The sequence below is a fragment of the Psychrosphaera ytuae genome (assembly GCF_017638545.1).
GTDB lineage: Bacteria > Pseudomonadota > Gammaproteobacteria > Enterobacterales > Alteromonadaceae > Psychrosphaera > Psychrosphaera ytuae.
Genome location: NZ_CP072110.1, coordinates 30,940 through 57,672 on the forward strand (window position 1 = coordinate 30,940; position 26,733 = coordinate 57,672).

30 protein-coding genes are annotated in these 26,733 nt (G+C 42.9%); 18 read left to right on the top strand and 12 right to left on the bottom strand.

The window, feature by feature from the left end:
* Nucleotides 1-16: 16 nt before the first annotated feature.
* The 6 genes from rodA to J1N51_RS00160 form a co-directional block, all read right to left on the bottom strand.
* Nucleotides 17-1,138: a rod shape-determining protein RodA gene (rodA, locus tag J1N51_RS00135; protein WP_208832001.1), complete on the bottom strand. Its 1,122-nt coding sequence runs from the start codon at nt 1,136-1,138 to the stop codon at nt 17-19.
* A complete protein-coding gene (gene mrdA / locus J1N51_RS00140) occupies nt 1,131-3,089 on the bottom strand; it encodes a penicillin-binding protein 2 (RefSeq protein WP_208832002.1) in 1,959 nt (652 codons plus the stop codon). Before mrdA ends, rodA begins: the two co-directional genes overlap by 8 nt.
* A gap of 19 nt (nt 3,090-3,108) precedes the next feature.
* Nucleotides 3,109-3,579, bottom strand: coding sequence for a 23S rRNA (pseudouridine(1915)-N(3))-methyltransferase RlmH (gene rlmH, locus J1N51_RS00145; RefSeq protein ID WP_208832003.1), 471 nt, complete (start codon nt 3,577-3,579; stop codon nt 3,109-3,111).
* 24 nt (nt 3,580-3,603) lie between these two features.
* A complete protein-coding gene (gene rsfS / locus J1N51_RS00150; RefSeq protein WP_208833266.1) occupies nt 3,604-3,966 on the bottom strand; it encodes a ribosome silencing factor in 363 nt (120 codons plus the stop codon).
* Nucleotides 3,967-4,084: 118 nt separating this feature from the next.
* Nucleotides 4,085-4,414 (bottom strand): DUF962 domain-containing protein, encoded by a 330-nt coding sequence (locus J1N51_RS00155; protein ID WP_208832004.1) that lies wholly within the window; start codon nt 4,412-4,414, stop codon nt 4,085-4,087.
* Nucleotides 4,415-4,422: 8 nt separating this feature from the next.
* Nucleotides 4,423-5,073, bottom strand: a complete 651-nt coding sequence (locus J1N51_RS00160) for a GNAT family N-acetyltransferase (RefSeq protein WP_208832005.1) — start codon at nt 5,071-5,073, stop codon at nt 4,423-4,425.
* A 137-nt stretch (nt 5,074-5,210) separates the two neighbouring features.
* Between J1N51_RS00160 and J1N51_RS00165 the strand changes: the two genes are divergently transcribed.
* A complete protein-coding gene (locus tag J1N51_RS00165) occupies nt 5,211-5,441 on the top strand; it encodes a DUF2789 domain-containing protein (protein WP_208832006.1) in 231 nt (76 codons plus the stop codon).
* 49 nt (nt 5,442-5,490) lie between these two features.
* Here J1N51_RS00165 and J1N51_RS00170 read toward each other — a convergent pair whose 3' ends face one another.
* The 4 genes from J1N51_RS00170 to J1N51_RS00185 are packed head-to-tail and all read right to left on the bottom strand — an operon-like array spanning nt 5,491 to nt 8,074.
* Nucleotides 5,491-5,919, bottom strand: coding sequence for a DUF4426 domain-containing protein (locus J1N51_RS00170; RefSeq protein ID WP_208832007.1), 429 nt, complete (start codon nt 5,917-5,919; stop codon nt 5,491-5,493).
* A gap of 31 nt (nt 5,920-5,950) precedes the next feature.
* On the bottom strand, nt 5,951-6,493 hold the full coding sequence (locus J1N51_RS00175; protein ID WP_208832008.1) for a YggT family protein: 543 nt from the start codon (nt 6,491-6,493) through the stop codon (nt 5,951-5,953).
* Between the two features lies 1 nt (nt 6,494).
* A complete protein-coding gene (gene proC, locus J1N51_RS00180) occupies nt 6,495-7,340 on the bottom strand; it encodes a pyrroline-5-carboxylate reductase (protein ID WP_208832009.1) in 846 nt (281 codons plus the stop codon).
* 32 nt (nt 7,341-7,372) lie between these two features.
* Nucleotides 7,373-8,074, bottom strand: coding sequence for a YggS family pyridoxal phosphate-dependent enzyme (locus J1N51_RS00185; RefSeq protein WP_208832010.1), 702 nt, complete (start codon nt 8,072-8,074; stop codon nt 7,373-7,375).
* A gap of 35 nt (nt 8,075-8,109) precedes the next feature.
* On the opposite strand from J1N51_RS00185, the gene J1N51_RS00190 reads away from it, so the two are divergent.
* Complete coding sequence (locus J1N51_RS00190) at nt 8,110-9,174, top strand: type IV pilus twitching motility protein PilT (protein ID WP_208832011.1); 1,065 nt, start codon at nt 8,110-8,112, stop codon at nt 9,172-9,174.
* Between the two features lie 9 nt (nt 9,175-9,183).
* Nucleotides 9,184-10,308: a PilT/PilU family type 4a pilus ATPase gene (locus J1N51_RS00195; protein WP_208832012.1), complete on the top strand. Its 1,125-nt coding sequence runs from the start codon at nt 9,184-9,186 to the stop codon at nt 10,306-10,308.
* Nucleotides 10,309-10,382: 74 nt separating this feature from the next.
* Here J1N51_RS00195 and rne read toward each other — a convergent pair whose 3' ends face one another.
* Nucleotides 10,383-13,334, bottom strand: a complete 2,952-nt coding sequence (gene rne / locus J1N51_RS00200; protein ID WP_208832013.1) for a ribonuclease E — start codon at nt 13,332-13,334, stop codon at nt 10,383-10,385.
* Between the two features lie 536 nt (nt 13,335-13,870).
* Between rne and rluC the strand changes: the two genes are divergently transcribed.
* Nucleotides 13,871-14,827 carry a 23S rRNA pseudouridine(955/2504/2580) synthase RluC gene (gene rluC / locus J1N51_RS00205; protein ID WP_208833267.1) on the top strand — a complete coding sequence of 319 codons (957 nt, stop codon included), beginning with the start codon at nt 13,871-13,873 and terminating at the stop codon, nt 14,825-14,827.
* A 112-nt stretch (nt 14,828-14,939) separates the two neighbouring features.
* Complete coding sequence (locus tag J1N51_RS00210) at nt 14,940-15,767, top strand: hypothetical protein (RefSeq protein WP_208832014.1); 828 nt, start codon at nt 14,940-14,942, stop codon at nt 15,765-15,767.
* A gap of 8 nt (nt 15,768-15,775) precedes the next feature.
* On the opposite strand, the gene J1N51_RS00215 is transcribed toward J1N51_RS00210, so the two are convergent.
* A complete protein-coding gene (locus J1N51_RS00215; RefSeq protein WP_208832015.1) occupies nt 15,776-16,405 on the bottom strand; it encodes a Maf family protein in 630 nt (209 codons plus the stop codon).
* Between the two features lie 149 nt (nt 16,406-16,554).
* On the opposite strand from J1N51_RS00215, the gene yceD reads away from it, so the two are divergent.
* The 13 genes from yceD (at nt 16,555) to J1N51_RS00280 (ending at nt 26,706) form a co-directional block, all read left to right on the top strand.
* Nucleotides 16,555-17,088, top strand: a complete 534-nt coding sequence (gene yceD, locus J1N51_RS00220; RefSeq protein WP_208832016.1) for a 23S rRNA accumulation protein YceD — start codon at nt 16,555-16,557, stop codon at nt 17,086-17,088.
* A 9-nt stretch (nt 17,089-17,097) separates the two neighbouring features.
* Nucleotides 17,098-17,262: a 50S ribosomal protein L32 gene (gene rpmF, locus J1N51_RS00225; RefSeq protein WP_208832017.1), complete on the top strand. Its 165-nt coding sequence runs from the start codon at nt 17,098-17,100 to the stop codon at nt 17,260-17,262.
* A 19-nt stretch (nt 17,263-17,281) separates the two neighbouring features.
* Complete coding sequence (plsX, locus tag J1N51_RS00230; protein ID WP_208833268.1) at nt 17,282-18,310, top strand: phosphate acyltransferase PlsX; 1,029 nt, start codon at nt 17,282-17,284, stop codon at nt 18,308-18,310.
* 36 nt (nt 18,311-18,346) lie between these two features.
* Nucleotides 18,347-19,309: a beta-ketoacyl-ACP synthase III gene (locus J1N51_RS00235; RefSeq protein WP_208832018.1), complete on the top strand. Its 963-nt coding sequence runs from the start codon at nt 18,347-18,349 to the stop codon at nt 19,307-19,309.
* A gap of 37 nt (nt 19,310-19,346) precedes the next feature.
* Complete coding sequence (gene fabD / locus J1N51_RS00240; protein WP_208832019.1) at nt 19,347-20,273, top strand: ACP S-malonyltransferase; 927 nt, start codon at nt 19,347-19,349, stop codon at nt 20,271-20,273.
* 14 nt (nt 20,274-20,287) lie between these two features.
* Complete coding sequence (fabG, locus tag J1N51_RS00245) at nt 20,288-21,031, top strand: 3-oxoacyl-ACP reductase FabG (protein ID WP_208832020.1); 744 nt, start codon at nt 20,288-20,290, stop codon at nt 21,029-21,031.
* A 156-nt stretch (nt 21,032-21,187) separates the two neighbouring features.
* The gene (gene acpP / locus J1N51_RS00250) at nt 21,188-21,421 is read left to right on the top strand and encodes an acyl carrier protein (RefSeq protein WP_208832021.1); all 234 of its coding nucleotides are present in this window, start codon (nt 21,188-21,190) and stop codon (nt 21,419-21,421) included.
* Between the two features lie 93 nt (nt 21,422-21,514).
* On the top strand, nt 21,515-22,753 hold the full coding sequence (gene fabF / locus J1N51_RS00255; RefSeq protein ID WP_208832022.1) for a beta-ketoacyl-ACP synthase II: 1,239 nt from the start codon (nt 21,515-21,517) through the stop codon (nt 22,751-22,753).
* A gap of 122 nt (nt 22,754-22,875) precedes the next feature.
* Nucleotides 22,876-23,736 (top strand): aminodeoxychorismate lyase, encoded by an 861-nt coding sequence (gene pabC, locus J1N51_RS00260; RefSeq protein ID WP_208832023.1) that lies wholly within the window; start codon nt 22,876-22,878, stop codon nt 23,734-23,736.
* Nucleotides 23,729-24,808, top strand: a complete 1,080-nt coding sequence (mltG, locus tag J1N51_RS00265; protein WP_208832024.1) for an endolytic transglycosylase MltG — start codon at nt 23,729-23,731, stop codon at nt 24,806-24,808. Before pabC ends, mltG begins: the two co-directional genes overlap by 8 nt.
* Nucleotides 24,795-25,424 (top strand): dTMP kinase, encoded by a 630-nt coding sequence (tmk, locus tag J1N51_RS00270; protein ID WP_208832025.1) that lies wholly within the window; start codon nt 24,795-24,797, stop codon nt 25,422-25,424. Before mltG ends, tmk begins: the two co-directional genes overlap by 14 nt.
* 77 nt (nt 25,425-25,501) lie before the next feature.
* Nucleotides 25,502-26,383 carry a hypothetical protein gene (locus J1N51_RS00275; protein ID WP_208832026.1) on the top strand — a complete coding sequence of 294 codons (882 nt, stop codon included), beginning with the start codon at nt 25,502-25,504 and terminating at the stop codon, nt 26,381-26,383.
* Nucleotides 26,380-26,706, top strand: a complete 327-nt coding sequence (locus tag J1N51_RS00280) for a PilZ domain-containing protein (RefSeq protein WP_208832027.1) — start codon at nt 26,380-26,382, stop codon at nt 26,704-26,706. The genes J1N51_RS00275 and J1N51_RS00280 overlap by 4 nt, the downstream gene beginning before the upstream one ends.
* Nucleotides 26,707-26,733: the final 27 nt, after the last annotated feature.

Sequence of the window (26,733 nt, forward strand, 5' to 3'; positions counted from 1 at the left end):
CAATAAGTTAAGGTTATTATTGATTACTCGCTAGTAAGCGCTTGTTGGTTGCAATAGCCATTAACATACCAAAGCTCGCCATCAAGGTCACGATAGATGTACCGCCATAGCTCATTAGTGGTAAAGGTACGCCAACTACTGGTAATAAGCCCGAGACCATACCTATGTTAACAAATAGGTAAACAAAAAAGGTTAAGGTCAGGCTACCTGCTAATAACTTAGTAAAACCTTCTTGAGCTCGAACGGCAATCATCATGCCGCGAATAATAATAAATGCATACACAGATAAAAGAAGAAGGACGCCAATAAATCCAAATTCTTCGCTAAATACCGAAAAGATAAAGTCTGTGTGACGTTCGGGTAAAAATTCAAGTTGTGACTGCGTTCCATGTAACCAGCCCTTGCCATCCAAACCGCCAGAGCCTATGGCGATTTTAGATTGAATGATGTGATAACCAGAGCCTAGGGGATCACTTTCGGGATTCAAAAAAGTCAGTACACGTTGTTTTTGGTATCCGTGCATCAGGTAAAACCACAATATAGGTAAAAATGCACCAACGGCACCTGCAACAAACAGTAAAACCCGGACACTTAAGCCACCCAAAAACAATACAAAAAAGCCACTGCTCGCGACAAGTAAAGAAGTACCTAAGTCTGGCTGCTTAGCGATAAGCAAGGTAGGAATCGCGATGAGAACAAAACCGATAAACGTGTTTTTGAGGTTAGGGGGCAAGGTGTATTTACTCAAAAACCACGCTATTGTCATAGGCAATGACAGTTTCATAATTTCTGATGGCTGAAATTTAATAAAGCCAAGGTTTAACCATCTTTGCGCGCCTTTACCCATGTCACCAACCAAAAGGACCGCAACCAACAAACAGACACCTACAACAAAGATATGAGGTGCCCACTTTTGAAAAGTAAAAGGTGATATTTGAGCAACCATAAGCATGACACCTAGACCAATGCCCATGCGGATCATTTGTCTAACAACCATATCCATATTTTGACCGCCTGCACTGTATACAACGCATAAGCTTAAAGACATCAGAGTTAGGATCCCCAATAAAAGAGGTAAATCGATATGAAACCTAAAAAACAAAGAGCTGCGACGTCGTTCGTTGAGGGTCTTAGCCATTTTTATTCTCCTGGGTAGGCACAACGTCTAGGGTTTCATCTATCTCTTCTTCAAGCTGGATAATTTGATCTGAGATTGTGCGCTTATCGGCAAGCCCTAAAGCAAAATACAAGTCCATCATTCGACGCGCGATTGGCGCCGCATTTGAACTACCGCCACCGGCATTCTCCACTGCAACAACAATCACAATGGTCGGGTCATCATATGGAGCGTAACCGACATACATAGCGTTATCTCGCTTTCGTTCGGCGACTTTTTCTTCATCGTATTCTTCGTCTTCAGCCAAACTAAACAGCTGTGCGGTGCCCGTTTTACCAGCGCTTGTGTAGACTGCTCCTGCAAATGCTGTGCGCGCTGTACCCTCTGGTGAGTTAACGGTCTCATAAAGGGCATCTAAAATGACTTGCCAATATCTATCATCGCTAAGTTTAATAGGTGGGCGTTTGGTTATAGGTGTGTTTGTGTATACACCGTTTTCGGTGGTGCCTGTGACTATTTTAGGTTCAATGACCTCGCCCTTGTTTACTAACACGGACGTTGCCATTGCCAATTGAATAGGAGTTGATGTCCAGTATCCTTGGCCGATACCAACAGAGATGGTGTCACCTTGATACCAAGGATTACGAGTGCGCTCTTTTTTCCATTCTCGACTTGGCATGATTGCACGACTTTCTTCGTGAATGTCGACACCGGTGTACTCACCAAAGCCAAATTTTTTACCAAATGGGCTAATTTCATCAATGCCAAGACGGTAAGCCAGATCGTAGTAATAAATGTCACAGGATTGGACTAATGAGTGCTCTAGATCGACCCAGCCGTGACCACCCGGTTTCCAATCTCGGAAGTTACGCTGTGTGTCCACATTAGGAAACTTCCAAAAACCCGGGTCCCAGACCGTTGTACTTGGGGTGACTAACTTTTTGTGTAAGCCTAAAAGTGCAATTTGTGGTTTAACAGTAGATGCAGGTGGGTATTGACCTTGAGTGGCACGGTTGAGCATTGGTTTGTCTTTTGAACTCGTAATTGCACTGTAATCTTTTTGAGAAATACCACTGACAAACAAGTTAGGGTCGTAACTTGGGTTTGAGTACATGGTTAAGATAGCGCCGTCTCTTGGGTCTATCGCGACAATGGCACCGCGTTTGGAGCCCAGTGCGTCTTTTGCTAGTTGTTGCATTTCAACCGCAATAGATAAATGTAGGTCAGTACCTGGTTTTGGCGGAGTCACATTGAGTTGACGTAGGACTCGACTTCGGTGGTTTACTTCTACTTCTTCGTTGCCTGTCGTGCCATGTAACGCTTCTTCGTAAAATCGTTCAATGCCAATTTTACCGATACTACGCGTCGCTGCGTAATTACTCAGTTGTTCCGTTTGTTCTAGGCGATTAAGGTCGCGCTTGTTGATTTTGCCTACGTAGCCAATTACATGAGTCAACACGTCTGAGTAGGGGTAAGTACGGGTGAGACGAGCCTCAATGCCGACCCCCGGAAATCTGTGTTGTTGTACGGAAAAAGCAGCAACTTCTTGGTCGGTTAATTTGGTTTTTAATGGAATGCTTTTAAAACGGCGCTGATATTTGATGGTTTCTTTAAACTGCTCTACTTGTTCACTCGAAATCTCCATGATCTCTTGCAAACCGAGCAAAGTTGCATCCATATCTTTAACAGCTTCAGGGATGATCTCAAGCGAGTAAGCCGGTTCATTCGCGGCCAAAATCTTGCCATTTAAATCGCGAATGACGCCGCGATTGGGGGCAACAGGCTGAACCTTTATGCGGTTCTCATTTGAGCGAGTTTGATAAGTTTGATAACTTTTAATTTGTAAATAAAACATATTTACAATCAAAACACTCATCAAACCAAAAACAACCAACAAAGCAACAATAGAACGTCTGGCAAATAAGTTTGCTTCGGCTGAATGATCTTGTATATGCTGTTTTTGGCGTCGCATTACTACTTAACTACCTTGATTATTCACGGTGATAAGGGTGGTTGTTGTTGAGGCTCCAAGCTCTATACAAGCTTTCGGCGACTACCACGCGAACGAGAGGGTGAGGTAATGTCAGCGCCGAAAGTGACCACTTTTGCTCAGAAGCCTGAATACAAGCAGGTGCAAGCCCTTCAGGGCCGCCTACCAATAAACTGACGTCACGACCGTCCATTTGCCACCCGCTTAGTTGTTTGGCTAAATCGTGCGTAGTCCAAGGTTTACCTGTGACCTCAAGGGTAACGATGCGGTTTGATTTTGGCACCGCTGCGAGCATTTTTTCGCCTTCCTGCTCTAAAATTCGCTTTATGTCAGCGTTTTTTCCGCGTTTTCCAGGAGCGATTTCGATAAGTTCGAATGAGCAGTCTTTAGGGAATCGACGTTGGTATTCTTCAAACCCAGTTGTGATCCAACTGGGCATCTTATTACCTACGGCAACTAATTGAATTTTCATTTAACCGTTCCCTGTTGAAGCTGCTTATTGACCGCTAGAAGATGAGTCAGATTTAGACTCAGCGCTATCTTGCCACAATTTTTCTAGCTGATAAAAGTCACGAGTTGTTTCTTGCATAACGTGAAGAACAACTGGGCCCATATCAACTAATACCCACTCACCTTCAGACATCCCTTCAGAACCCAGTGCTGGATTATCTGAGTGCTTGGCCTCTGACAATACGTGGTCGGCGACAGATTGAACGTGTTTTTTAGAGGTGCCTGAGCAAATTACCATGTAGTCCGTAATGGAAGACGTACCACGAACATCAAATGTTTGAATATCACGGGCTTTCAAGTCGTCAATTTTGTCTAATACAAACTCTAGGATTTGTTGGTTTTCGGTCATAGGTTGCTGGGTGTTAGATTGCAAGATTCTATTTTCTCTTTATTTACTTTAAGTAACCGCTAATTGTAACGCTTGAAGTCAAAGTAGTACAGAGTTTCCGGGCTAGGTGAGTGCCGTTTTACGGCAGGTTTTGTAACTTTTTATCTAGCTGTCCAGTTAAGAAATCTTTGAGCATCACCCAATCGGCAATAAAACTATAAAAGGGGTACGTAAACGTCGCTGGTCGGTTTTTCTCAATAAAGAAGTGACCAACCCAAGCGAAACCGTAACCGATTACAGGAAGTAACCAAAGGTAGATATATTGTTGAGTTATGAGGACAAAAATAATGGTCGCGATGACTAATAAGCTCCCTATGTAGTGCAGAGCACGACAAATTTTGTTTTGGTGTTCTGATAAATAAAAAGGGTAAAACTCAGCAAAACTACTTAGCCTTTTTTCTGTTTCCATTATTTACCTCAATTTTGTACGGATGATTTTTCTCTAAACATCAATGTACCAGAAACTGCACCAATTTGAATCTCTGATAGAGTTTGGTAGTTGTCGTCGTCAAATAACGGTTTGTTTTGCTCTTTTGTTACAAATACGGCAGTCCCCTCAGATAGAGGGTGTTCGTCGACCATAGAGTCAACGGCTTTTATTAGATAATGTCCCAAACCGTGATGTTGATGATCAGGGTGAACCGCGATAAAGGTTAATAAGTGATAGTGCAAATGGGGAATGGCTTCTGCGACTTTGCGCTCTTTTTCTATCATGTTTTTGGTACTGATAAAGCCAGCATTGAGCATCATTTTAAGGCGCCAGTGCCAAAACCGCTCAGGCTCTAAACCTTTCTGGGGTTCAATGAGACACGCGACGCCTAGCAGATGAGTTCCGGAAAATAAGCCAACCATAGGTTGTTGAGTTTGCCAAAATGCACTTAGTTCCTCACGAATGGCACCACGCAATCTGGTTTCGTAATCTTCTTTTTCGGCCTTAAAAATATCTTTAAACACAGGGTCATCGTGGTACGCAACAAATAACAGCGAGGCGGCTAAGTTGATATCCTCGGCTGATAACAAAATGGCTTTGACACCATGTTCTTCGGTTAAGTGCTGGGTAACGTCCATAAAAACCTCACGGCATTGCTTTATTTTTAATCAACTTAGCAAGTTAAATACAAATATCAAAGGGAAATCTGGTAGATAGGCCAAAACCCGTCTATTTTTATATTGAGGTACCTGGCCATAATTGATTTGGAGGCAACATGGACACGTCTAATCACAATTTAACGACTTTATTTGAACAACTTGGTTTAGATGGCACGCGTTCGGGGATATACCACTTTGTAAAAGAACATCGTATTCCGGATGATATGACAATTGACGAAGCGTCGTTTTGGACTGATGCCCAACGCTCATTTTTAAGAGACTCGTTGGATACTGATGGCGACTGGAGTGAAATCGTCGACCAATTAGATGCGATGTTACGAAAGTAGACTGAGCGTCTAGTAGTGTACTCAGTTTTTAATAAAGGCTACGCAGACCTTAGTCTGCGTAGAATTTTTTGTTGAATTTTATCGTTTCACTTCGATTGCCTTGTTGGATATCAATTTCGAAGTTAAAGATTTCTTCGTTACGGTATTGTAGTTGAGCAAGGTAGTAAACGGCTTTTCCTTCAGTGACTCGAGTAAAAGTCAGTTGTTTGGTTTGGCCCAGTAGGTTTTTTGCTTTTCCACTAACATTTACAAATTGAGCCTCTTGGCTGTCTTTGTCCAATACTGAGATGTTTACCACCGCCATGTATCGGCTTCGTTGCAGGTTGTATTGGCTGGCTGTCTCAGGCTTTACAAAGGTGCTTGGGAATGCAATGTAATGAATATCCCAACTTCCTTTTGTAAACTTTTGCTCAGCTTGCACTGCGAATGTTGATGCACATATCAATAAAACAAGAGTGATGTATTTAACTATTTTCATTGTTCTCTCTTTCAGCGTTCAAAAGGCTGGCTTAAAGTATCGCTCTGAGCAAATCGTTGACAAGCAATTGAAAAAATTGCAATCCAATCAAAAACACCAACAAGCTCAAGTCTAAGCCACCCATAGGTGGTATTACTTTACGAATCGGCGCTAGCAGAGGTTCAGTTAATTGATGTAATAACGCTTCAATAGGGTTGTATCCCTGGCTAATCCAACTCAAAATTGCGCGAATAATCGTGACCCAAAACACCAAAGTAAAGACTTCACTGATCACAGTAATAAGCGCCGAAATCATTAAGCCGTAAATTGGTAAGCCTTGACCAAACATAAGCTGTAGAGTTGTTACTTTTGCCATGGCTACAGCAAACACAAGGACAAAGCCTGCGATATCTAAGCCACCAAACCCAGGGATAACTTTGCGCAAAGGAACTAACAGAGGGTTAGTCGCCTTCACGACAAATTGACTGACAGGGTTATAAAAGTCTGCGCGGGCCATTTGTAACCAGACACGCAAAACTACAACCATTAGATAAAGGTCAAATAAGGTCGAAACTAAAAACTGAGTCGCTTGCATATTAGAATTTACTCATCTCTTGAGCACGAGTGACAGCAGCATCGAGGGCTTCGTTCACTGTGTTTTGTAATTGATTTTTGTTGAAGACATTTAACGCTGCCGCGGTTGAACCACCCGGTGAAGTCACGTTTTCACGTAATTGCGCAAAGCTGTTTTCTTTGTCATAGGTCATTTTAGCGGCTCCCATAGCGGTTTCTTGAACCATTAGGTTGGCGATTTCTTCGCTAAAACCAAATTCTTTGGCTTTATTTGCCATAGCTTCCATGAATGCAAAGAAATAAGCCGGACCTGAACCTGACACTGCAGCAAGCTGATCAATATCAGACTCTTTTTCTAACCACACGACGTTACCAACATGTTCGAATAATGCGGTAGCCGTAACTTTGTCTGCCGCTAGTACATCAGGACCAAATGCTTCTTTATCTGTACCCGTGTACAAGCCAGAGATACCATGACCAACCAAAGATGGAGTGTTTGGCATACAACGTATAAATCTTACATTGCCTATGATATCGGTATAACGCTTTACAAGCAGTCCTGCGGCGACGGTGACTACCAGCTTGTCAGAAAAGTCTGCGCCTTTTTCAACTAGGTCAGCCAACACATCAGCCATCATTTGTGGCTTAACACCGAGGATTACCACATCGGCTTTTGCTATTGCGCTTAAATTGTCTAGGTCGGTGACGATGCCAAACTTTGCTTTTAGCTTTGCTTGTTTTTCAGCCGTTCGGTTGGTCGCAATAATCGATTGAGGGTTAACTCCACTGTTAACCATACCACCAATAATAGCGCCAGACATGTTGCCGGCTCCGATGAATGCATAAGTAAGATTATTTTGTTGTGACATTAAAATCCCATTAGTTAGTTGAACGTTTACGATTAGCGCTGACCAAATATAGCTGTGCCTAATCGCACCATAGTACTACCTGCTTGAATCGCTGGTTGCATATCACCTGACATACCCAACGATAAGGTATCTACTGAAGAATATTGTTGTTGCAAACGCAAAAAACAAGCCTGCATCTGCTCAAACTCTTCGATTAATTGTTTATTATCATCATATTGGTCAGGAATTGCCATCAAACCACGCAAATTAAGTTGCGAATAACTGTCAACTTGTTTGGCTAAGGCGTCTACGTCTTGCAACAAAACACCACTTTTAGCCGAAGAGTTTGAGATGTTGACTTGCAATAAAATGTTGAGGGTTTTGTTTAGCTCTAAGGCGTGGTTCTGTAGCCTTTTGGCAATTTTTTCGCGGTCGACACTGTCGACCCAATCTGCTGCTTTGGCAATTATGGCGGTCTTATTGGATTGAATAGGACCAATGAAGTGCCACTCTATATCGCTGTATTCGTTTAGCGACTCTGCTTTTTCTGCCAGTTCTTGAGCATAATTTTCACCAAAAATTCGCTGACCTTGCTGATAGGCGGCTACAATATATTCAACAGGTTTGGTTTTGCTTACCGCCATCAGTTTTACTGAGTCAGTGGGGCGATTGGCTTGTTGTACTGCACTTGAAATTTTCTCGTGGGCAGTGCCTAATCGTTCTGCTATTGTATTGGTAAGTTCTTTTTCTGACATGATTTTTTGTCTTTTTTAACGAATGGGTTAACCATATGGATATTACAGAATTACTCGCATTTAGTGTGCAACATAATGCTTCAGATTTACACCTTTCTGCTGGCACACCGCCTATGATACGTGTAGACGGTGATGTACGTCGAGTCAACATTCCAGCTTTGGACGCAAAAGAAGTCCAGTCCTTGATTTACGACATCATGAACGACAAACAACGCAAAGAATACGAAGAAAACTTAGAAACAGACTTTTCTTTTGCGGTTCCTGACTTGGCTCGATTTCGTGTTAATGCATTTAACATGGATCGCGGTGCTGCAGCGGTATTTCGTACCATTCCATCAGAAGTGTTAAGTCTTGAAGACATCGGCGCTCCTGATATTTTCCGAGAAATTTCAGAAAACCCTCGTGGTTTGGTTTTAGTAACCGGCCCAACAGGCTCTGGTAAATCAACAACGCTTGCGGCGATGATTGACTATATTAATAACCAACGACACGATCATATTTTAACGATTGAAGACCCAATCGAATTTGTTCACCAGAACAAAAATAGCTTAATCAGCCAACGTGAAGTTCATCGCGATACTAAGAGCTTTGAAGCAGCGCTTCGCTCGGCGTTACGTGAAGATCCAGATGTAATTCTCGTTGGTGAATTGCGTGATTTAGAAACAATTCGATTAGCGATGACAGCTGCTGAAACAGGTCACTTAGTGTTTGGCACCTTGCACACCACTTCAGCACCAAAAACCATTGACCGTATTGTTGACGTTTTCCCTGGTGACGAAAAAGATATGGTTCGCTCTATGTTATCCGAGTCATTACGCGCGGTTATTTCACAAACATTGTGTAAGAAAACCGGTGGTGGACGAGTAGCAGCGCATGAGATCATGATTGGTATTCCAGCAATTCGAAACTTGATCCGTGAAGATAAAATTGCGCAGATGTATTCTTCGATTCAAACCGGTGCAGCCCATGGTATGCAGACGATGGACCAGTGCTTGTTAAACCTTATGAACAGAGGATTAATTAGCCGTGACCAAGCATTAGCCAAAGCGCACGATAAGAATGTATTTAGCCAAGGGTTTGGCGGTGGTAGCGGGTTTTAAGGAGTCACCATGGAAAATATAGAACAAGTGTTCGAAAAAATGGTGTTTGAGAAGGCATCTGATTTATTTATCACTGCAAACTTGCCAATCAGCGCCAAAATAAATGGTGAATTAACTCCGTTGGCACCAGAAGTTTTAGACGAAATGGAGGCTGAGCGGCTAGTTCGTAGTTGTATGTCACCTAAACAACAAGACGAATTTGATAAAACCAAAGAATGTAATTTTGCGGTTGCTAACGAACACGGTCGATTTCGTGTGTCTGCGTTTTGGCAACGTGACAAAGTCGGTATGGTGGTTCGTCGTATCGTAACAACCATTCCTGATGTCGATGAGCTTGGCCTACCACCTACATTAAAAGATGTGATCATGGCAAAAAGAGGCCTGTTGCTGTTCGTTGGTGGCACGGGTACTGGTAAGTCGACAAGTTTGGCGGCATTACTCGGTTATCGCAATCGCAACTCGAAAGGTCATATCCTAACGATTGAAGATCCCATCGAGTTTGTACATGAACACAAGCGTTGTATTGTTACTCAACGTGAAGTTGGCATTGATACCCCGTCTTTTGAGTCAGCACTGAAAAGCTCATTACGACAAGCACCAGATGTAATTTTGATTGGTGAGATTCGCTCTCAAGAGATCATGGAATACGCCTTGTCATTTGCCGAAACAGGCCACCTTTGTGTTGCAACGTTACACGCAAATAATGCCAACCAAGCAATTGACCGTATCATGCACTTGGTACCAAAAGAAAAGCACGAAAAGTTAAAATATGATTTAGCACTCAACTTAAGAGCTATTGTTGCCCAACAGTTGATTCAAACCAGTGATGGCATGGGCCGTGTTGCTGCGATTGAGGTTTTATTAAACTCGCCTATGGTTGGTGAGCTCATCAAGAAAGGCGATATCTCGGGTATTAAAGAGGTAATGGCTAAATCTAAAGAGATGGGTATGCAAACCTTCGATCAAGCATTGTTTGAGTTATACCAGCAATCTAAGATCAGTTATGCGGACGCACTACACCATGCAGACTCGCCAAATGACTTACGCTTAATGATTAAGTTACGTAACAATGAACAGACGGGCTCTGGTTTCTTACAGGGTGTGACCGTCGATGGATTGCAAAAGGACGACTAGTCCAAATTAAATTGTTTTCCACATACAAAAAAGCCTCACTTAGTGAGGCTTTTTTAATGGCTTAAATTAAATCATTAAACCGTCTTTTTCATGTCTGCTGTTGCAGAGTTAGTCGCGCTCGCAGAGCCAGCACTTCGACCTGATACATTTACCTGTGCTCGCTGTTCGGCGGCCATGATAGTTGGTGTAGGTCCTTCAGTTTTAGTAGCTGCTGCTGGTTTTGCCATTGGTGCACTTGCAAAGCCAGGTGATGTTAATTCACGTTCAGTTGGCTCATGCAATACAGCTTCAATGGTTTGCTCTACAGGCTCTGGATGGGTGTGGTTTTTTTCAAACTCTTCATCATCACCTGGGTAGCGACTTTCGACTTCGTCAGACTTAGTCTCTACTGTTTCTTCAGATGCAGTTTCAACTTCTGCTTCAGTAGCCTCAGTTGCACTCGCTTCGGTCTCTTTAATTTCTACAGAAGCTTCTTTCTCAACAGCAGTTGCTGTTTCTTCAACCTTAACTTCAGGTTGTTGAGATACTAAGTTCTCTTCAACTTGAGAAGCAGTATCAACAGTGTTTTCAACTGATGACTCAAGTGATGACTCAATTGACACAGGCGCTTCAACCACTGGAGTTGCTTCTACAGTAGGCTCAACTGCAGCAGTTGCTGGTGCAAATAAAGCTTTTAGTGCAGCTCGACGAGTCGTATTGATGACAGTTGCTCGGCTCCACGACTTTTTGTGTGGTGCTTTAACATTAGACGTCTTGTTGCGTTGTCTATTGTTGCGACGACCTTTATTACGGGCACGAGGACCACGCTTGCTACGAGACTTAGGTTTGTCTGTCTGAGCCTCAGTTTTAGCTTCTGTAGCCGCTTCTGCATTTGCTTCAACTTCAGCAACTTGTTGCTCTGCTTGAACATCATTTGCGATGTCTTGAGATTCAACTGATGTTACTTCGGTATTGTCATCGCTTTTTTCGATACGAACTTTTTTGCGATTGTTACGACGCTTGCGGCGCTCTTGAACCTTTTCTTCTTTTGCAACAGTTTGCTGTTCATTCGCATTATCTGCGTTGTCTTGATTGCGCTGCTTGCTGCGGTTCTGGTTGCGGTTACCTTTTGACTTGTTGCGACGATTGTCATTACGAGTCTCTTGGTTGTCATCTCCGTCTACACGCTTGTCGTCTTTGTTGTCCTGACGATTGTCACCGCGTTTATTTTGATTGCGGTTGCGATTGCGGTTTTTGTTGTTGCGACGGTTGTTGCGATCTCCGCGCTCGTTATTACCTTTGCGGCCTTTGCCTTTTTGCTGTGGTTTAGACTCTTCCTCTTCAGATGAGAATAAGCTTGCAATGAAACCAAACACTTTGCCAATAAAGCCTGGCTCTTTATCCGCCTTTGCTTGTTTAGGAGCTGGTGAAGGCGTAGCAGGCGCCGGAGTAGGCGGCATAGCAAAACCTTTAAGAACCGGTTCTTCCACTTCTTTCTTTGGAACAACGACTTCTTTGATGTATTCACTCTGCTCTGGTTCTTTAACCATTTTAAAGCTTGTATCGGCAAGGTCTTCATCGTTGCGAATACGGGTTACTTCGTAGTGTGGTGTGTCTAGGTGAATATTAGGAATAACAACAACACTTACCTTGTTACCGTTTTCGATGCTACGAATTGCTTCGCGTTTTTCGTTAAGTAGGTAAGAAGAAACCGGTACAGGTACTTGAGCTTGAATTTGAGCTGTATTTTCTTTAATTGCTTCTTCTTCGATTAAACGCAAGATAGACAGCGCTAATGACTCGTTTGAGCGAATCGTACCTTGACCATCACAACGTGGACACGTGTGCTGACTCGCATCACCTAACGATGGACGCAGGCGCTGACGAGACATTTCTAACAGGCCAAAACGGCTGATTTTACCGATTTGAACACGGGCACGGTCTTGTTTAACGCTTTCTTTTAAGCGGTTTTCAACATCGCGTTGGTGTTTTGGTGGTGTCATATCGATAAAGTCGATAACCAATAGACCACCTAAATCACGCAGGCGTAATTGACGAGCAATCTCTTCAGCCGCTTCTAAGTTAGTATTTAGAGCTGTTTCTTCGATATCGCCGCCTTTTGTCGCTTTTGACGAGTTGATATCAATTGAAACTAGTGCTTCTGTTGGGTCGATTACAATTGAACCACCTGAAGGCAATCTAACTTCACGTTGGAAGGCAGACTCGATTTGAGATTCAATTTGGTAATGGGTAAATAGTGGTACGTCGCCTTGGTATAGCTTTACACGCTCTAAGAAGTCAGGGCGGAATAGCTCAATGTGACTTTTGGCTTCAGCAAATACTTTGTCGTTGTCGATGATGATTTCACCAACGTCGCGCTTCAAATAGTCGCGGATCGCACGGAAAACAACGTTGCTTTCTTGGTGGATCAAGAACGGAGCAGGGCGGCTGTCAGCGGCTTGTTGAATGGCATCCCAATGCAACAATAACGCGCGAAGATCGTACTCTAGTTCTTCATAAGATTTGCCTACACCAGCTGTACGGACGATTAACCCCATACCTTTTGGTAATTCTAACTTGTTTAACGCCGCTTTTAGCTGAGTGCGCTCTTCACCTTCGATACGGCGAGAGATACCACCAGCACGAGGGTTGTTAGGCATTAATACTAAGTAGCTTCCCGCAACACTGATAAAAGTTGTTAAAGCTGCGCCTTTTTGGCCACGTTCTTCTTTGTCGATTTGAACGATGACTTCTTGGCCTTCTTTAACCACTTCTTTGATGTTAGGACGACCACTGAATTTGTAGTCTTCTGGGAAATAATTGCGGGCGATTTCTTTTAATGGCAGGAAGCCATGGCGTTCGGCGCCATAATCAACGAATGCAGCCTCTAAGCTTGGCTCGACTCGAGTTATGGTTCCTTTGTAGATGTTGGCCTTCTTTTGTTCGTGACCCGGGCTTTCGATGTCCAGATCGTACAAACGCTGACCATCAACCAACGCAACACGCATCTCTTCTTGTTGCGTGGCATTAATTAACATGCGTTTCATGTATGTAGCTCTTCTTTTTTTAGTAGGCCACATTCCATCTGACTAGCGATGCACTTTGAATACACCTCGACACTGTGTAGTTTCTCAACTAGTTGTCTGTCGCATTGCAATCATCTCGACTGTAACTAAAGGTCCTTCAATTCCAAATTTTTAGAATTCTTTTTGTGCCATATCAGTAATCAAAAACGGAAATGGTGGCACTGGTTAAATTAACGCCTCGATTTGACTGGTCTGAACGGTTAAAGAAGAGGGCAATATGTTACTCGCATTACCTTACTTAAGTGGCGTGGAGGTTTGAGGTCTATGTTTTTTTACTCGGCACGTTTGTGTAAATGAAAGATAAACATGCTTGGTTAATTCTGATATCATCGCGGCCTCAAACCCTGCTCCGTTACATGACTCTTACGTTCATTACGTGAGGCAGTTCAATCAGTTGCTTTATAAGCGCCGCTATTATCGGCCTGAAATGGGATTATAGCAACTGAATTAACGAATATTTATTGAAATATTTTCAAAATCTTGGTGAAACCGAACATATGACAGAAAAAGCGATCAACTACCCTAAAGTTCAAATGGTTGAAATTGATGACGTCCACGCCGGACAACGCATAGATAATTTTTTGATCACGCTACTAAAGGGGTGCCCAAAGAGCGTCATTTACAAGATTTTGCGCAAGGGTGAAGTACGAGTAAACAAAGGCAGAATCAAACAAACTTATAAGTTGCAATTGGGCGATGTGGTGCGAGTCCCGCCCGTTCGAGTCAAGGAAGAGTCAGAAGGTGTATCTGCCAAGTTAACGTCTGTGCAAAAACTAGAAGAGGCGATTATTTATGAAGACAAGTCATTGATTGTCATGAATAAGCCTTCTGGCATAGCGGTGCATGGCGGGAGTGGGGTCAGTTTTGGTGTGATTGAAGGGTTGCGTGCGCTTCGACCGAAAGAAAAAATGCTCGAGTTAGTACACCGCTTAGATCGAGATACCTCAGGCATTCTTTTAATCGCGAAAAAACGCTCTGTGCTTGTTTCGTTACATGAGCAGTTGCGTATCAAAACGATGAACAAAGTATATTGGGCCTTGGTCAAAGGCCATTGGTCAGAAAAGCAAAAGTCGGTTCAAGAGCCACTAAAAAAAATTAACACCAAATCGGGTGAACGACTGGTTATCGTTGATCGAGATGAGGGCAAAAAGTCATGCACTTTATTTTCAGTGCTTGCTAACTATGAAAACTGCAGTTTAGTTGAAGCTCGTCCACAAACAGGTCGCACCCATCAAATTCGTGTTCACATGGCTTGTCAGGGGCACGGTATTGCATTTGATGATAAATACGGTGACCGTGAATTTGATAAAACACTTAAGGACACAGGTTTGAATCGCTTGTTTTTACACGCAAGAGAAATTTCGTTCTTCCACCCTCTGTCTGAGACAACGATGCGATTTGAGGCACCGTTACATCCAGAATTAGAGGCGTGTTTAGAAAAGTTGGGTCAATAGGCAATCTAAAGACCTGGACCTCCTTTATTCCTCCATTGTGGTCGTTCTCTACAGACAATGGAGGAACTATCGATTTAGCCTACACATAAATCGTTAGTACCAAGGAGCACTTGTGAACCTCAAAATATCGACTCTCAAATTTATCGGCTTTATTGCCATTTCATCAATGCTATTGGGGTGTGTTTCTGATGACCCAAGAGTGTTGGAACAGACTCAATCAGATTCCAATTCGCCGCCAGTAAGTGATCAAGCCATTTCGGGTCTAGCTGTACCTGATAACCGTTTTAATCAGAACTATCGAGTGTTGATGTTTGGTAATAGTCATGTTGGTGGACTAGATCAGATCATCTCTGTGTTACTAAAAGCTAACGAGCCAACATCTGATGTAGTTGTTAGCAATGTTGGTGGTGGTTTTTTAGATCAACCGCAAAGCATTGCAATGCGTGAAAATGAATTAAAGAAAACAACGTGGACCCACCTGATTTTACAAGGACAAAAATACTCACAGTCAGGGGCAACATTGTATTCGACATCGAGTGCGCAACATTGGATTAGAAGCGCTAAGTCTTTGTCGATAACTCCGATTTTGTTTCCAGAACATCCACAGCGCAACCGGCCCTCTGAGGCGACTTACGTCCAAGGTATCCACCTTCGTATTGCTGATAAAGAAAGCAGTTGCGTTGCGCCTGTAGGTTTGGTTTGGAATCACGTTCAAGCATTGCGACCTGAGCTATACCTTCATGCACCAGACGGTAATCATGCGAGTCCATTGGGTAAACTACTTACGGGTTATGTGTTTTATCAAGTGATTACAGGTCAAGACGCGGCTTTGTTACCTATTATTACCGATTGGTTTGCGTCAGAAGATGAGCAAGCTTGGTTAAAAGAGCAGGTTTCTGAATTCATGTCGAATCACAACAGCTGCCCTTATGAAGACTAGATATTGAATTAGGACTTTTGTTGTAGCTCTAAAATCCGAAATTCAATGTTGTTGAGCATTTGTACCAATTTGATTAGCGGCAAACCAACCAAGCTGTTTGGGTCATCTCCTTGAAGTTTTTCAAATAAACAGATACCCAATGCTTCGCTCTTGAAGCTACCCGCGCAGTTATAAGGTTGTTCGGTACGAAGGTAGTTTTCTATTTCGGTAGACATTAAAGGCTTAAATTTCACATTAAACGGTTCTACAAGTGTTTGAAGCTTTAAAGGATCATTGTCGTCACGTGTGAGGTCAATCACTGTTAAACCAGTTAAGAAGGTTACTGTCTGGTCTGAAAACTTAGTCAGTTGATTAACTGCGTTTTCATGAGAGTGAGGCTTACCTAAAATCTCATCATTAAATACGGCCACCTGATCTGAGCCGATAATAATGGCATTGTTGTGGCGCTCTGCGACTTTTAGGGCTTTACTCTCAGCGAGACGTGCAACTAAATCGGCAGGTAGCTCTCCGTCTAAGGGAGTTTCATCTATTTCGGGTTTATCCGTTATAAAAGAAATGTTTAACTTTTCTAATATGGCTTTTCGAAACGGTGAGGTGGAGCCTAAAACTAAGGTGCGATTTTCGATTGGGTAGGGCATAATAGTGTCGTTTTTAACCTATAATTTGCGCATTAAGTAAACGAATGCGGATTGTTTCCGCTATTTTATATCGTTATTTTTGAATTTTTAAAGGATATAGCGGATTTTCTTTTGACTAAAAGGACCACTCCCTATATTATGCGCGCCCTATGCAAAAGGTTAAAATTCCTCTCTCGATCGCGCCAGCTAAAGCTGCGTTAAAACGAATGACCTATGACGGTATTATCGTCAAAGGTGAATTGTCACGTCTTTCAGAGGTGGCAGAGCTGTTGGACGATCATGTGAATGTATCTATTGAATGTGGCATTGATTCACAGAATTTAGTTGTTATTCAAGGCACTGCGACAGCTAGCTTGGAACTAACTTGTCAGCGCTGTGGGAATGGATTGAATCAAGATGTTAAGTCTGAGTTCGTCTACACACCAATTCGTGACGCTGCCGAGGAAAGCGAAGATCCAATACCTGAAGCATATGAAGAGATTGAATTAAATGAATTCGGTGAAATAAACTTAGTTCATTTAGTTGAAGACGAATTAATGTTGGCGCTGCCTATTGTAGCAATGCATGAACCAGAAGAGTGTTCTTTAACTGACAAAGACATGACATTTGGTGAGTTAGCGCCAGAAGCAACGGAAGAGGAAAAACCTAATCCGTTCGATGTATTAAAGAAACTTAAAACTTAGGAGACGGCAATGGCGGTTCAAAAAAGTAAGAAGTCACGTGCTAGACGTGGCATGCGTCGTTCACATGATGCATTAACTATCGAAAACTTATCTGTAGATCAAACGACTGGTGAAACTCACCGTCGTCACCACATGACTGCAGACGGCTACTACAAAGGCCGTAAAATTAAGTAAGCTGTAAGGCGATTACTTAATTATGCGTGATATCCACATCGCGCTTGATATGATGGGGGGCGACTATGGCCCCCGATCTACTATTCCAGCAGCAATCAAAGCTGTTGAGAAATTCCCCTATTTGCATCTTTACTTGTGCGGACATTCGCAAAGTATTCACACATCTCTAAATAAGCACAACGCTTTGGGTCATCCAAGACTGACTGTCGTGCATTCTGAGCAAGTTGTTAACCAAGATGAACGACCTGATTTAGCATTGCGTCGCAAGCCACAATCCTCTATGCGTAAAGCGTTAGAACTGGTTAAGGACAAAAAGGCCGATGCGTGTGTTTCGGCAGGCAATACAGGCGCCTTGTTAGCAATTGCTAGATATGTGTTAAAAACGTTACCGGCGATAAAGCGTCCCGCGTTAATTTCTAGTTTGCCAACTTATGAAGACGACAAAGTACTGTTGTTGGATCTCGGTGCGAACATTCATCACTGTTCTGACACGCTGTTTCAATTTGCGGTGATGGGTTCTGTGATGGCAAAAGAAGTTGAAGGAATAGAGAATCCACGCATCGCGTTATTAAACGTTGGTGAGGAGGACATTAAAGGTGCAGAGCATTTAAAACACACCGCAGAAAAGTTAATGCGTTGTGAACACATCAATTATGTAGGTTTTGCTGAAGGCAACGATATTTTCGCAGGAAAAGCGGACGTTATCGTTTGTGACGGGTTTGTTGGAAACGTTGCACTTAAGACCATTGAAGGCGTTGCAAAGCTTATCATTTCTAAATTACGAGCAATGAGTGAAGACTCAATTCTCAGTAAAATTCTGATTGGCATACTCATGCCAGGTATCAAAAAATTATTTTCTAAGATGAACCCCGACCACTACAACGGTGCGAGTCTGGTAGGATTGCGCGGAATTGTTGTCAAAAGCCATGGCAATGCATCTGCAAGAGCGTTCTACAGCGCAATAAAAGAGGCAATGAAGGAGTCTCAACGCAATGTCCCTACCAAGATTAAGGACAAAGTTGAGATGATGCTAAGCGACGACGACTAATGGACAGATAGTCATTTCGACTCACAGAGAGGTTTCATGTATTCAAGAATTATCGGTACTGGTAGCTATTTTCCGCCACAGGTCAGAACCAATAAAGATTTAGAAAAAATGGTTGATACCAGCGATGAGTGGATCACTGAACGTACAGGTATAAAAGAACGCCGTATTATGGACAGTTCGGATACGGTATCGAGTATGTCAACCAAAGCAGCCCGCAAAGCATTAGAAATGGCAGGTGTTGACGCCTCTTCGATAGATTTGGTGATTGTTGGTACTACGAGTCATGCTCGTGCATTTCCTAGTGCTGGTTGTGAAGTACAACGTGATTTAGGTATTCCTTCTGGGGTTCCAGCGTTTGATGTGGCTGCTGCATGTTCTGGATTTTGTTATGCATTGAGCATTGCCGATACCTACATCAAAGCAGGAACAGCAAAAAGAGCTTTGGTTATAGGTGCCGACTGTTTGTCACATTTAATGGATCCACAAGATCGCAAAACAATCGTATTGTTTGGTGACGGTGCAGGCGCGGTACTTATTGAAGCAACTGAAGAACCTGGCATTTTATCGACTCACATTCACGCCGATGGTAATGCTTCAGAATTATTAAAGGCAGAGATGCCAGTTCGAGGTAACGAAGCTTCTGTATTTGAAGCTTGGGGCCACATGGAAGGTAACCAAGTGTTCAAAGTTGCGGTGACAAAGTTATCAGAAGTCGTTGAAACAACGTTAAAGCACAACAACATCGAAAAATCAGACGTAGATTGGTTGATTCCTCATCAAGCCAATATGCGGATTATTTCTGCGGTAGCCAAAAAGTTGGACATGAGTTTAGATCAAGTCATCATAAACTTGGACAAATATGGCAATACTTCGGCTGCTACCGTACCTACTGCTTTGGATGAAGGCATTAGAGACGGCAAGATCAAACGCGGTCAAACCTTATTACTCAATGCTTTTGGTGCCGGCTTTACATGGTCGTCAGCACTGATAAAGTATTAATATCTAATAAATATCTGAGATTAAACTGAGATTTAAAATGACAAGAGCTATTGTATTTCCTGGCCAAGGCTCTCAGGCCGTTGGCATGCTTGCGGATCTTTACGAGACATCAGAAACCGTAAAAGACACATTTAAAGAAGCGTCAGAGGCGTTGGGTTATGACGTTTGGGCATTGGTTTCACAAGATGCCGAAGGCAAGTTAAACCAAACCGAGTATACCCAACCTGCTTTATTGACCGCATCAGTGGCAATTTGGCGTGATTACATCGCTAAAGGCGGTGAACGTCCCTCGCTATTGGCCGGCCATAGTCTAGGTGAATATTCAGCGCTCGTATGCGCAGGCGTACTTTCACTTACTGACGCTGTGCGCTTAGTTCAAAAGCGCGGTCAATATATGCAACAAGCTGTGCCAGCTGGTACAGGTGCGATGGCGGCTATTATTGGGTTAGATGACGACTTAGTTAAAAAAGCATGTGATGATGCGGCTCAAGGCGACGTAGTTGCTCCGGTCAACTTTAATTCACCGGGTCAAATAGTTATTGCCGGTCAAAAAGAAGCGGTTGAACGTGCTATGTCATTAGCAAAAGAAGCCGGTGCTAAACGAGCGCTGGCTCTACCTGTTTCTGTACCTTCGCATTGTGCGCTTATGAAGCCAGCAGCAGAGCAATTAGCCAAAGATTTAGAGCAACTCGAATTTAATCCACCTGTCATATCTGTGGTTAACAATGTTGATGTGGCGCAACCACAGGCTCCAGAGTCAATAAAAGAGGCGTTAGTTAAACAACTTTACAGCCCGGTTCGTTGGACCGAAACAATTGTAGAGTTTGGCAAATTAGGTGTGACGGAAGTTATCGAGTTTGGGCCGGGTAAAGTATTAACTGGTCTTGGTAAACGAATCGATAAATCAATGAATTACAGTGCGGCAAATGACGTTGATAGCGTAGCTGCAACGTTAGCGGAATAACAAAGGAAACGCATATGTCTTTATTTAGACTGGATGGCAAAGTAGTACTAGTAACAGGTGCCTCAAGAGGGATCGGTAAAGCGATTGCAGAGCAATTAAAAGCCCAAGGTGCAACCATCGCTGGTACTGCAACATCAGAATCAGGCGCAGCAAAAATCTCTGAATATTTGGGCGATAGCGGCAAAGGTTACGCTTTAAATGTCACAGACGCAGATTCAATTGCTGATACATTAAGCGCAATCAAAGCCGATTTTGGTGATGTCGATATCTTAGTGAATAATGCAGGTATCACACGTGATAATCTGCTAATGAGAATGAAAGATGACGAATGGCAAGACATTATCGATACCAACTTAACGTCTATTTTTAAGTTGAGTAAAGCAGTAATGCGACCTATGATGAAAAAACGTCATGGTCGAATCATTAACATAGGTTCGGTCGTTGGGACTATGGGTAATCCAGGTCAAGCAAACTATGCGGCGGCAAAAGCAGGTGTAATTGGCTTTTCGAAGTCGTTGGCCAAAGAGATCGCCTCGCGCGGGATCACCGTAAACGTAGTCGCACCTGGTTTTATCGACACCGATATGACAAAAGCATTAGACGACAACCAACGCGCTGCTATTAGTGGACAAGTACCAGCAGAGCGATTGGGTGAGCCAGAAGAAATTGCAGCAACGGTTGCGTTTTTGGCAAGTAATGAGGCGGGATACATCACTGGTGAGACAATTCACGTAAATGGTGGTATGTATACCGTATAAACAGCGAAATCACCTTGATTTTGTTGAGATCTGGGTCGAAAATCATACTGAGGTTCGACCACAGCCAGATTTCAAATAATAACTTGAACCCGTCGTAGTCTGTATTTACACTACGACAAATTAAAAAATTTACTTATAAATGAAAAGGAAAAAAACATGAGCATAGAAGATCGCGTAGCTAAGATCGTTGTTGAACAACTAGGCGTAAAAGAAGAAGAAGTAAAAGCTGAAGCTTCTTTCGTAGATGATCTTGGTGCAGATTCTCTTGACACTGTTGAATTAGTAATGGCTCTTGAAGAAGAATTCGATACTGAAATTCCAGACGAAGAAGCTGAAAAGATCACAACAGTTCAATCAGCGATTGATTACATCAAAGCTCACGCTGAATAAGAAACGAATACGAAAGATGGGCAGCGTTAGCTGCCCTTTTTTATTGGTCAAACATAATTGATTTGATGGTAGTAGGGTAAACGGAGAAATAACGTGACGAAACGCAGGGTTGTAGTAACGGGCATGGGGATGTTGTCGCCTTTAGGAAATGACGTAACCAGCACCTGGAATAACTTATTAGCAGGAAAGAGCGGTGCAGAACTCATCACTCATTTCGATACTAGTAATTACGGCACTAAGTTTGCGGCGATGGTAAAAGACATAGATTTGTCAGAGTACATCTCTAAAAAAGACGCCAAAAAAATGGACTTGTTCATCCAATACGGCATTGTTGCTGCGATTCAGGCTATTAAAGATTCAGGTATCGAAATTACTGAAGAAAACGCCGATAGAATTGGTGCAGCAATTGGCTCTGGTATTGGTGGTTTGGGATTAATTGAAGAAAACCACAGCAAACTTGTCGAGTCTGGTCCGAGAAAAATTTCTCCGTTTTTTGTGCCTTCAACCATTATCAATATGGTCGCTGGCCAACTTTCAATTATGTACGGTTTGAAAGGTCCGAATATTTCGATTACCACCGCGTGTACATCAGGTGTTCATAACATTGGTCATGCTGCCCGTATGATTGCGTATGGTGATGCAGACGTTATGGTTGCTGGCGGCGCAGAAAAAGCATCGACAGAGCTAGGTATAGGTGGATTTGGTGCTGCACGAGCACTATCTACTCGTAACGATAACCCTCAGGCAGCGAGTCGTCCATGGGATAAGGATCGTGATGGTTTCATGCTAGGCGATGGTGCAGGTATGATGGTGTTAGAAGAATACGAACAAGCAAAACAGCGTGGTGCCAAGATTTACGCCGAGCTGGTTGGTTTTGGTATGAGCGGCGATGCTTACCATATGACTTCACCACCAGAAGATGGTAATGGTGCAGCACGCTCTATGGCTAATGCGCTAAAAGACGCAGGTGTTAACCCTGAGCAAGTCGGTTATATCAATGCACACGGTACTTCTACCCCTGCAGGTGATGTGGCTGAGACCCAAGCTGTAAAAACCGTGTTTGGTGATGCCGCTAACCGTGTGTTAGTTTCCTCTTCTAAGTCGATGATAGGCCACTTATTAGGTGCCGCTGGTGCAGTAGAGTCTATTGTCACGGTTATGAGCTTAGTCGACCAAAAAGTACATCCAACTATCAACCTGGATAACCCAAGCGAAGGGTGTGATTTGGACTACGTTACCGAAGGTGCACGTGACGTCGCATTGGACTACGCATTGTGTAACTCGTTTGGTTTTGGTGGAACTAACGGTACCTTGTTGTTTAAAAAAATATAGGCCAAACTACTAATTGAATTAGGTTTTACGTAATATTTTTATTAAAGAGAAAACAAAGTCTTTTAGTGAAAAATTTTTAAAAATTTGGTAAAAAAGCTCAATCACAGGATTGGGCTTTTTTTATGACTTTTTGCAGCTTTAACCACCTACTTGAACCAAAGGATGTGTCAGAGTCTTGGTTTCAACAACGCGCCTTTCAGTTTGGTGATGGCCATTTTACGACTGCAAAAGTTGAACAAGGTAAGGTTATTTGGTGGTCGCGTCATTTACAACGACTGCAACAGGCGAATGAAAAACTAGGTATAGCGGATATAGAATGGCAACAGCTAAGCTATGTATGCCAAACCATGAGTAAGCCAATTGAAAATGGTTACATTAAAATTCAGATCAGCCGTGGCGAAGGGGTCCGAGGATATCAAGTAAGCCCAGATATGAAGCCCCTTATTTTTATCACTGCAAACGAACTGGCGCTCTCACCAATAATGGAAGTTAACCAACCAGTTAATGCTGTCGTGTTAAAGACGCAATTGGGTATTAACCCGAGCTTAGCTGGGCTGAAACACACAAATCGCATCGAACAATCTCTTATTCAGCTTGAATTAAACCAATTAGAACAGACAGAAGGCTTAGTGACTGATATTGACGGCTACCTGGTCGAGTCGAGCAAAGGTAATGCTTTTTGGTTACACAATAAGCAGTGGTACACACCAAAGTTAGACCGTGCCGGAATTGATGGAGTATTTAGACAATTTTTGCTGGAGCAAAACCCTCAGATTTTGCCTGTTCGCGTAAAAGTAACAGAGGTAATCGGGGCCTGTGACGCCATGTTTGTTACTAATGCAATTACAGGCATTACGCCGATAACCGAACTGCAATATATCGATGAGCCAGCCCAAACGACAATGAGCCATAAATTAACAGCTAACTTAACAATAGATATGATTTCTCAACTAGGTTTGTCGATGGGAGCGTACAGTGACTAAACAAACTGAGTCAACTCAACGTGGATGGTTAGTTCGAGTCTTAATCGCAACTGTCATTGTTTTGATTGCGGTGAGTGTTGTTGGTTTTCGCCTGTTTGTTGACAGTTACCAACAAAAAGTAGCGATTATAGAACGTCAATTGTTGACGATTAAGCCTGGACAGTCGTTCAATCAAGTATGTCGACAGTTTAAAAACAACCAGTGGATAGAGAATTGTTGGGCTCACAAACTTGTAGGTAAGTTTTCTCCACACCATTTACATGTGAGAGCCGGCAGTTACTGGCTGACCCCAGAAGAGTCAATAAACTCATTTTTAGCTAAGGTTCAGCGTGGTGAAGAAGCGCAATTCAGTTTCACCATAATTGAAGGTGACAACGCGTTCCAAGTCCTGGAAAAAATGAGCAACACACCATATTTGGAGTTTGATACCTTTATCGATAAAAAGGATTTATCAACAACAGCTCAAGCGTTAGGGTGGGATGTGAGTAATATTGAGGGGTATCTCGCTCCGGATACGTACTTTTTTACCAATCAAACCAAAGCATCAGAACTTTTAAGCCGCGCATTTCATACACAACAACAGCGATTAAAAGAAGCGTGGCAAAATCGAAATACCAGTGTCCCGCTGGAAAGTGAATATGAATTGTTAACTCTAGCATCGATCATTGAAAAGGAGTCGTCTGTAAATGGCGAGCGAGGCATCATTGCATCGGTATTTTATAACAGGCTCAACAAAGGCATGCGGCTTCAGACAGACCCCACTGTGATATACGGCGTTTGGCACGAGTATCAAGGTGATATTAAACGGGTACATTTACGCACAAAAACACCGTACAATACGTATCGAATTAATGGGTTACCGCCCACACCGATTGCTAATCCAAGTCGCGAGTCACTTATGGCGGCAGCGAATCCACAATCCAGCGAATATTTTTATTTCGTTGCGTCTGGTCAAGGTGGACATACATTTAGCAAAACGCTCACTGAGCACAACAAGGCATTGCGGGCTTATCTGAAGCAGCAAAAGTCACAAACCGAACAGCAAAACAAGGATTCTAATGAATCGAGGTAAATTCATTGTGGTTGAGGGCTTAGAAGGAGCCGGAAAATCAACCGCCATCGCGCAAATCTCAGCCTATTTACAGTCGCAAGGTATCGAGTTTATTACCACTCGTGAGCCGGGAGGAACTCCACTGGCAGAGCAAATGCGTGCAATTGTAAAATCAGAGACAGATGAGCCACTCACAACGGAAGCTGAATTATTGTTGATGTACGCTGCCCGTGCGCAGTTAGTCGAAAATGTGATTAAGCCAGCGTTAGAGAAAGGTGTTTGGGTGATTGGTGACCGTCACGATTTATCGTCTCTTGCCTATCAAGGCGGCGGCAGACAACTACCTGAGACGCTGTTAATGCCTATTCGCAATGCAGTTCTGCAGGGCTTTGAGCCCGATTTAACACTGTTAATGGACATAGACCCCAAAATTGGTCTGCAAAGAGCGGCTAATCGAGGCGAGTTAGATAGAATCGAACGTATGGAATTAGCATTTTTTGAACGTACCCGCGCCGTTTATTTAACTCACGCCAAAATCAACCCAAGTATAAAAATTATTGATGCGGGGCTGTCTTTAGAACAAGTACAAGGGCAAATAAGTAGCGTGCTTACTAGTTGGTTCAACGACGTCCAGTAAAAGGCGTTACAAATGAATAAACGAACCAATAAACAAAGCGTTCAATTATAGTGACCAGGGTTATACAGGAGTAGGGATTGGAAAATCGATTAGCAGATATTATCAGCGCCTCGTTACAGCAGGGTAAATTACCCCATGCTTTGCTGATCGAAACCTTAGACTTGGCTAAGACTCAAAGTGAGTTACCTGATCTCGTCGCCATGTTATTGTGCGAAACCCCTGATTACTCAGCAAGTAAAGGCTGCGGACATTGTAAGCAGTGTCAATTACTAATGGCGGGTAATCACCCTGACTTTCTGTCGATAGAACCTACTACCAACAGTATTGGTATAGATGAAATCAGAGCGGTAAGTAATAAGTTTACCACTACGGCACAGCTTGCTCAGGCTCAGGTGGTAGTGATACAAAACGCCCAGCTTATGACCGAGAACGCCGCTAATGCATTACTAAAAACACTAGAAGAGCCTAATGCAAAATGTTACCTAGTGTTGGTTAGTGTGGGTTATGTCAAACTGATGCCCACTATTATTAGCCGTTGCCAACAGATTCGTCAGCCAGTACTGAGTAAAGACGCGTTAAAACAAAAATACCCAAACTTACCGGACTATTTGGTGGGCTTTGCGGATCAAAACGAATCCTTGTTGGTCAAAATGGCCGAGCCAGATGAGTTAAATGAATACGTGCGCGTCTACCAAAGCTTTATTACTTGGCTTAAAGGCCAAGAAAGCAGTGCTACATTACTTAGCAATATCGCTTCAAAAGATGAATTAATTGAGTTTTGGGTTTACCTTGTAAGCCGTCGTATCAGACAGGTTTTAATGAAGGGCTATTTACAACCCGCAGAGCAAGCACAAGCACTCATCCACGAATTTAACTTTACCAGACGCCAAGTTAAGGGGCACAATAAAGCGCTCGCACTTACGTCATTAGTGCATCAATTAGAGGGACTCATTCGATGAACAGATTGACCGTTGAAATATTAGATAGCAAGGAGCTGTTTAAGTGTTATATGCCATTTGTCCATGGTGGTGGATTATTTATTAAAACCAACATGCCTCTAAAACTTGGCGAGTCTGTAAGTATTATTTTGACCTTGCCAGATGCGTTAGAGCCTGAGTTGTTTGACTCTGAAGTCATTTGGGTAAACCCACAGGGGGCACAAAATGTTCACCCGCCAGGTGTAGGTGTCTTGCTCAATAACTCAGAAAACAAATTACAAGTTAAAATCGAAAAGCTCATTGGTACGTTATTAAATTCACCAGAACCAACTTACACAATGTAATCGACCACCTTTTAAGTTGTAAATAAG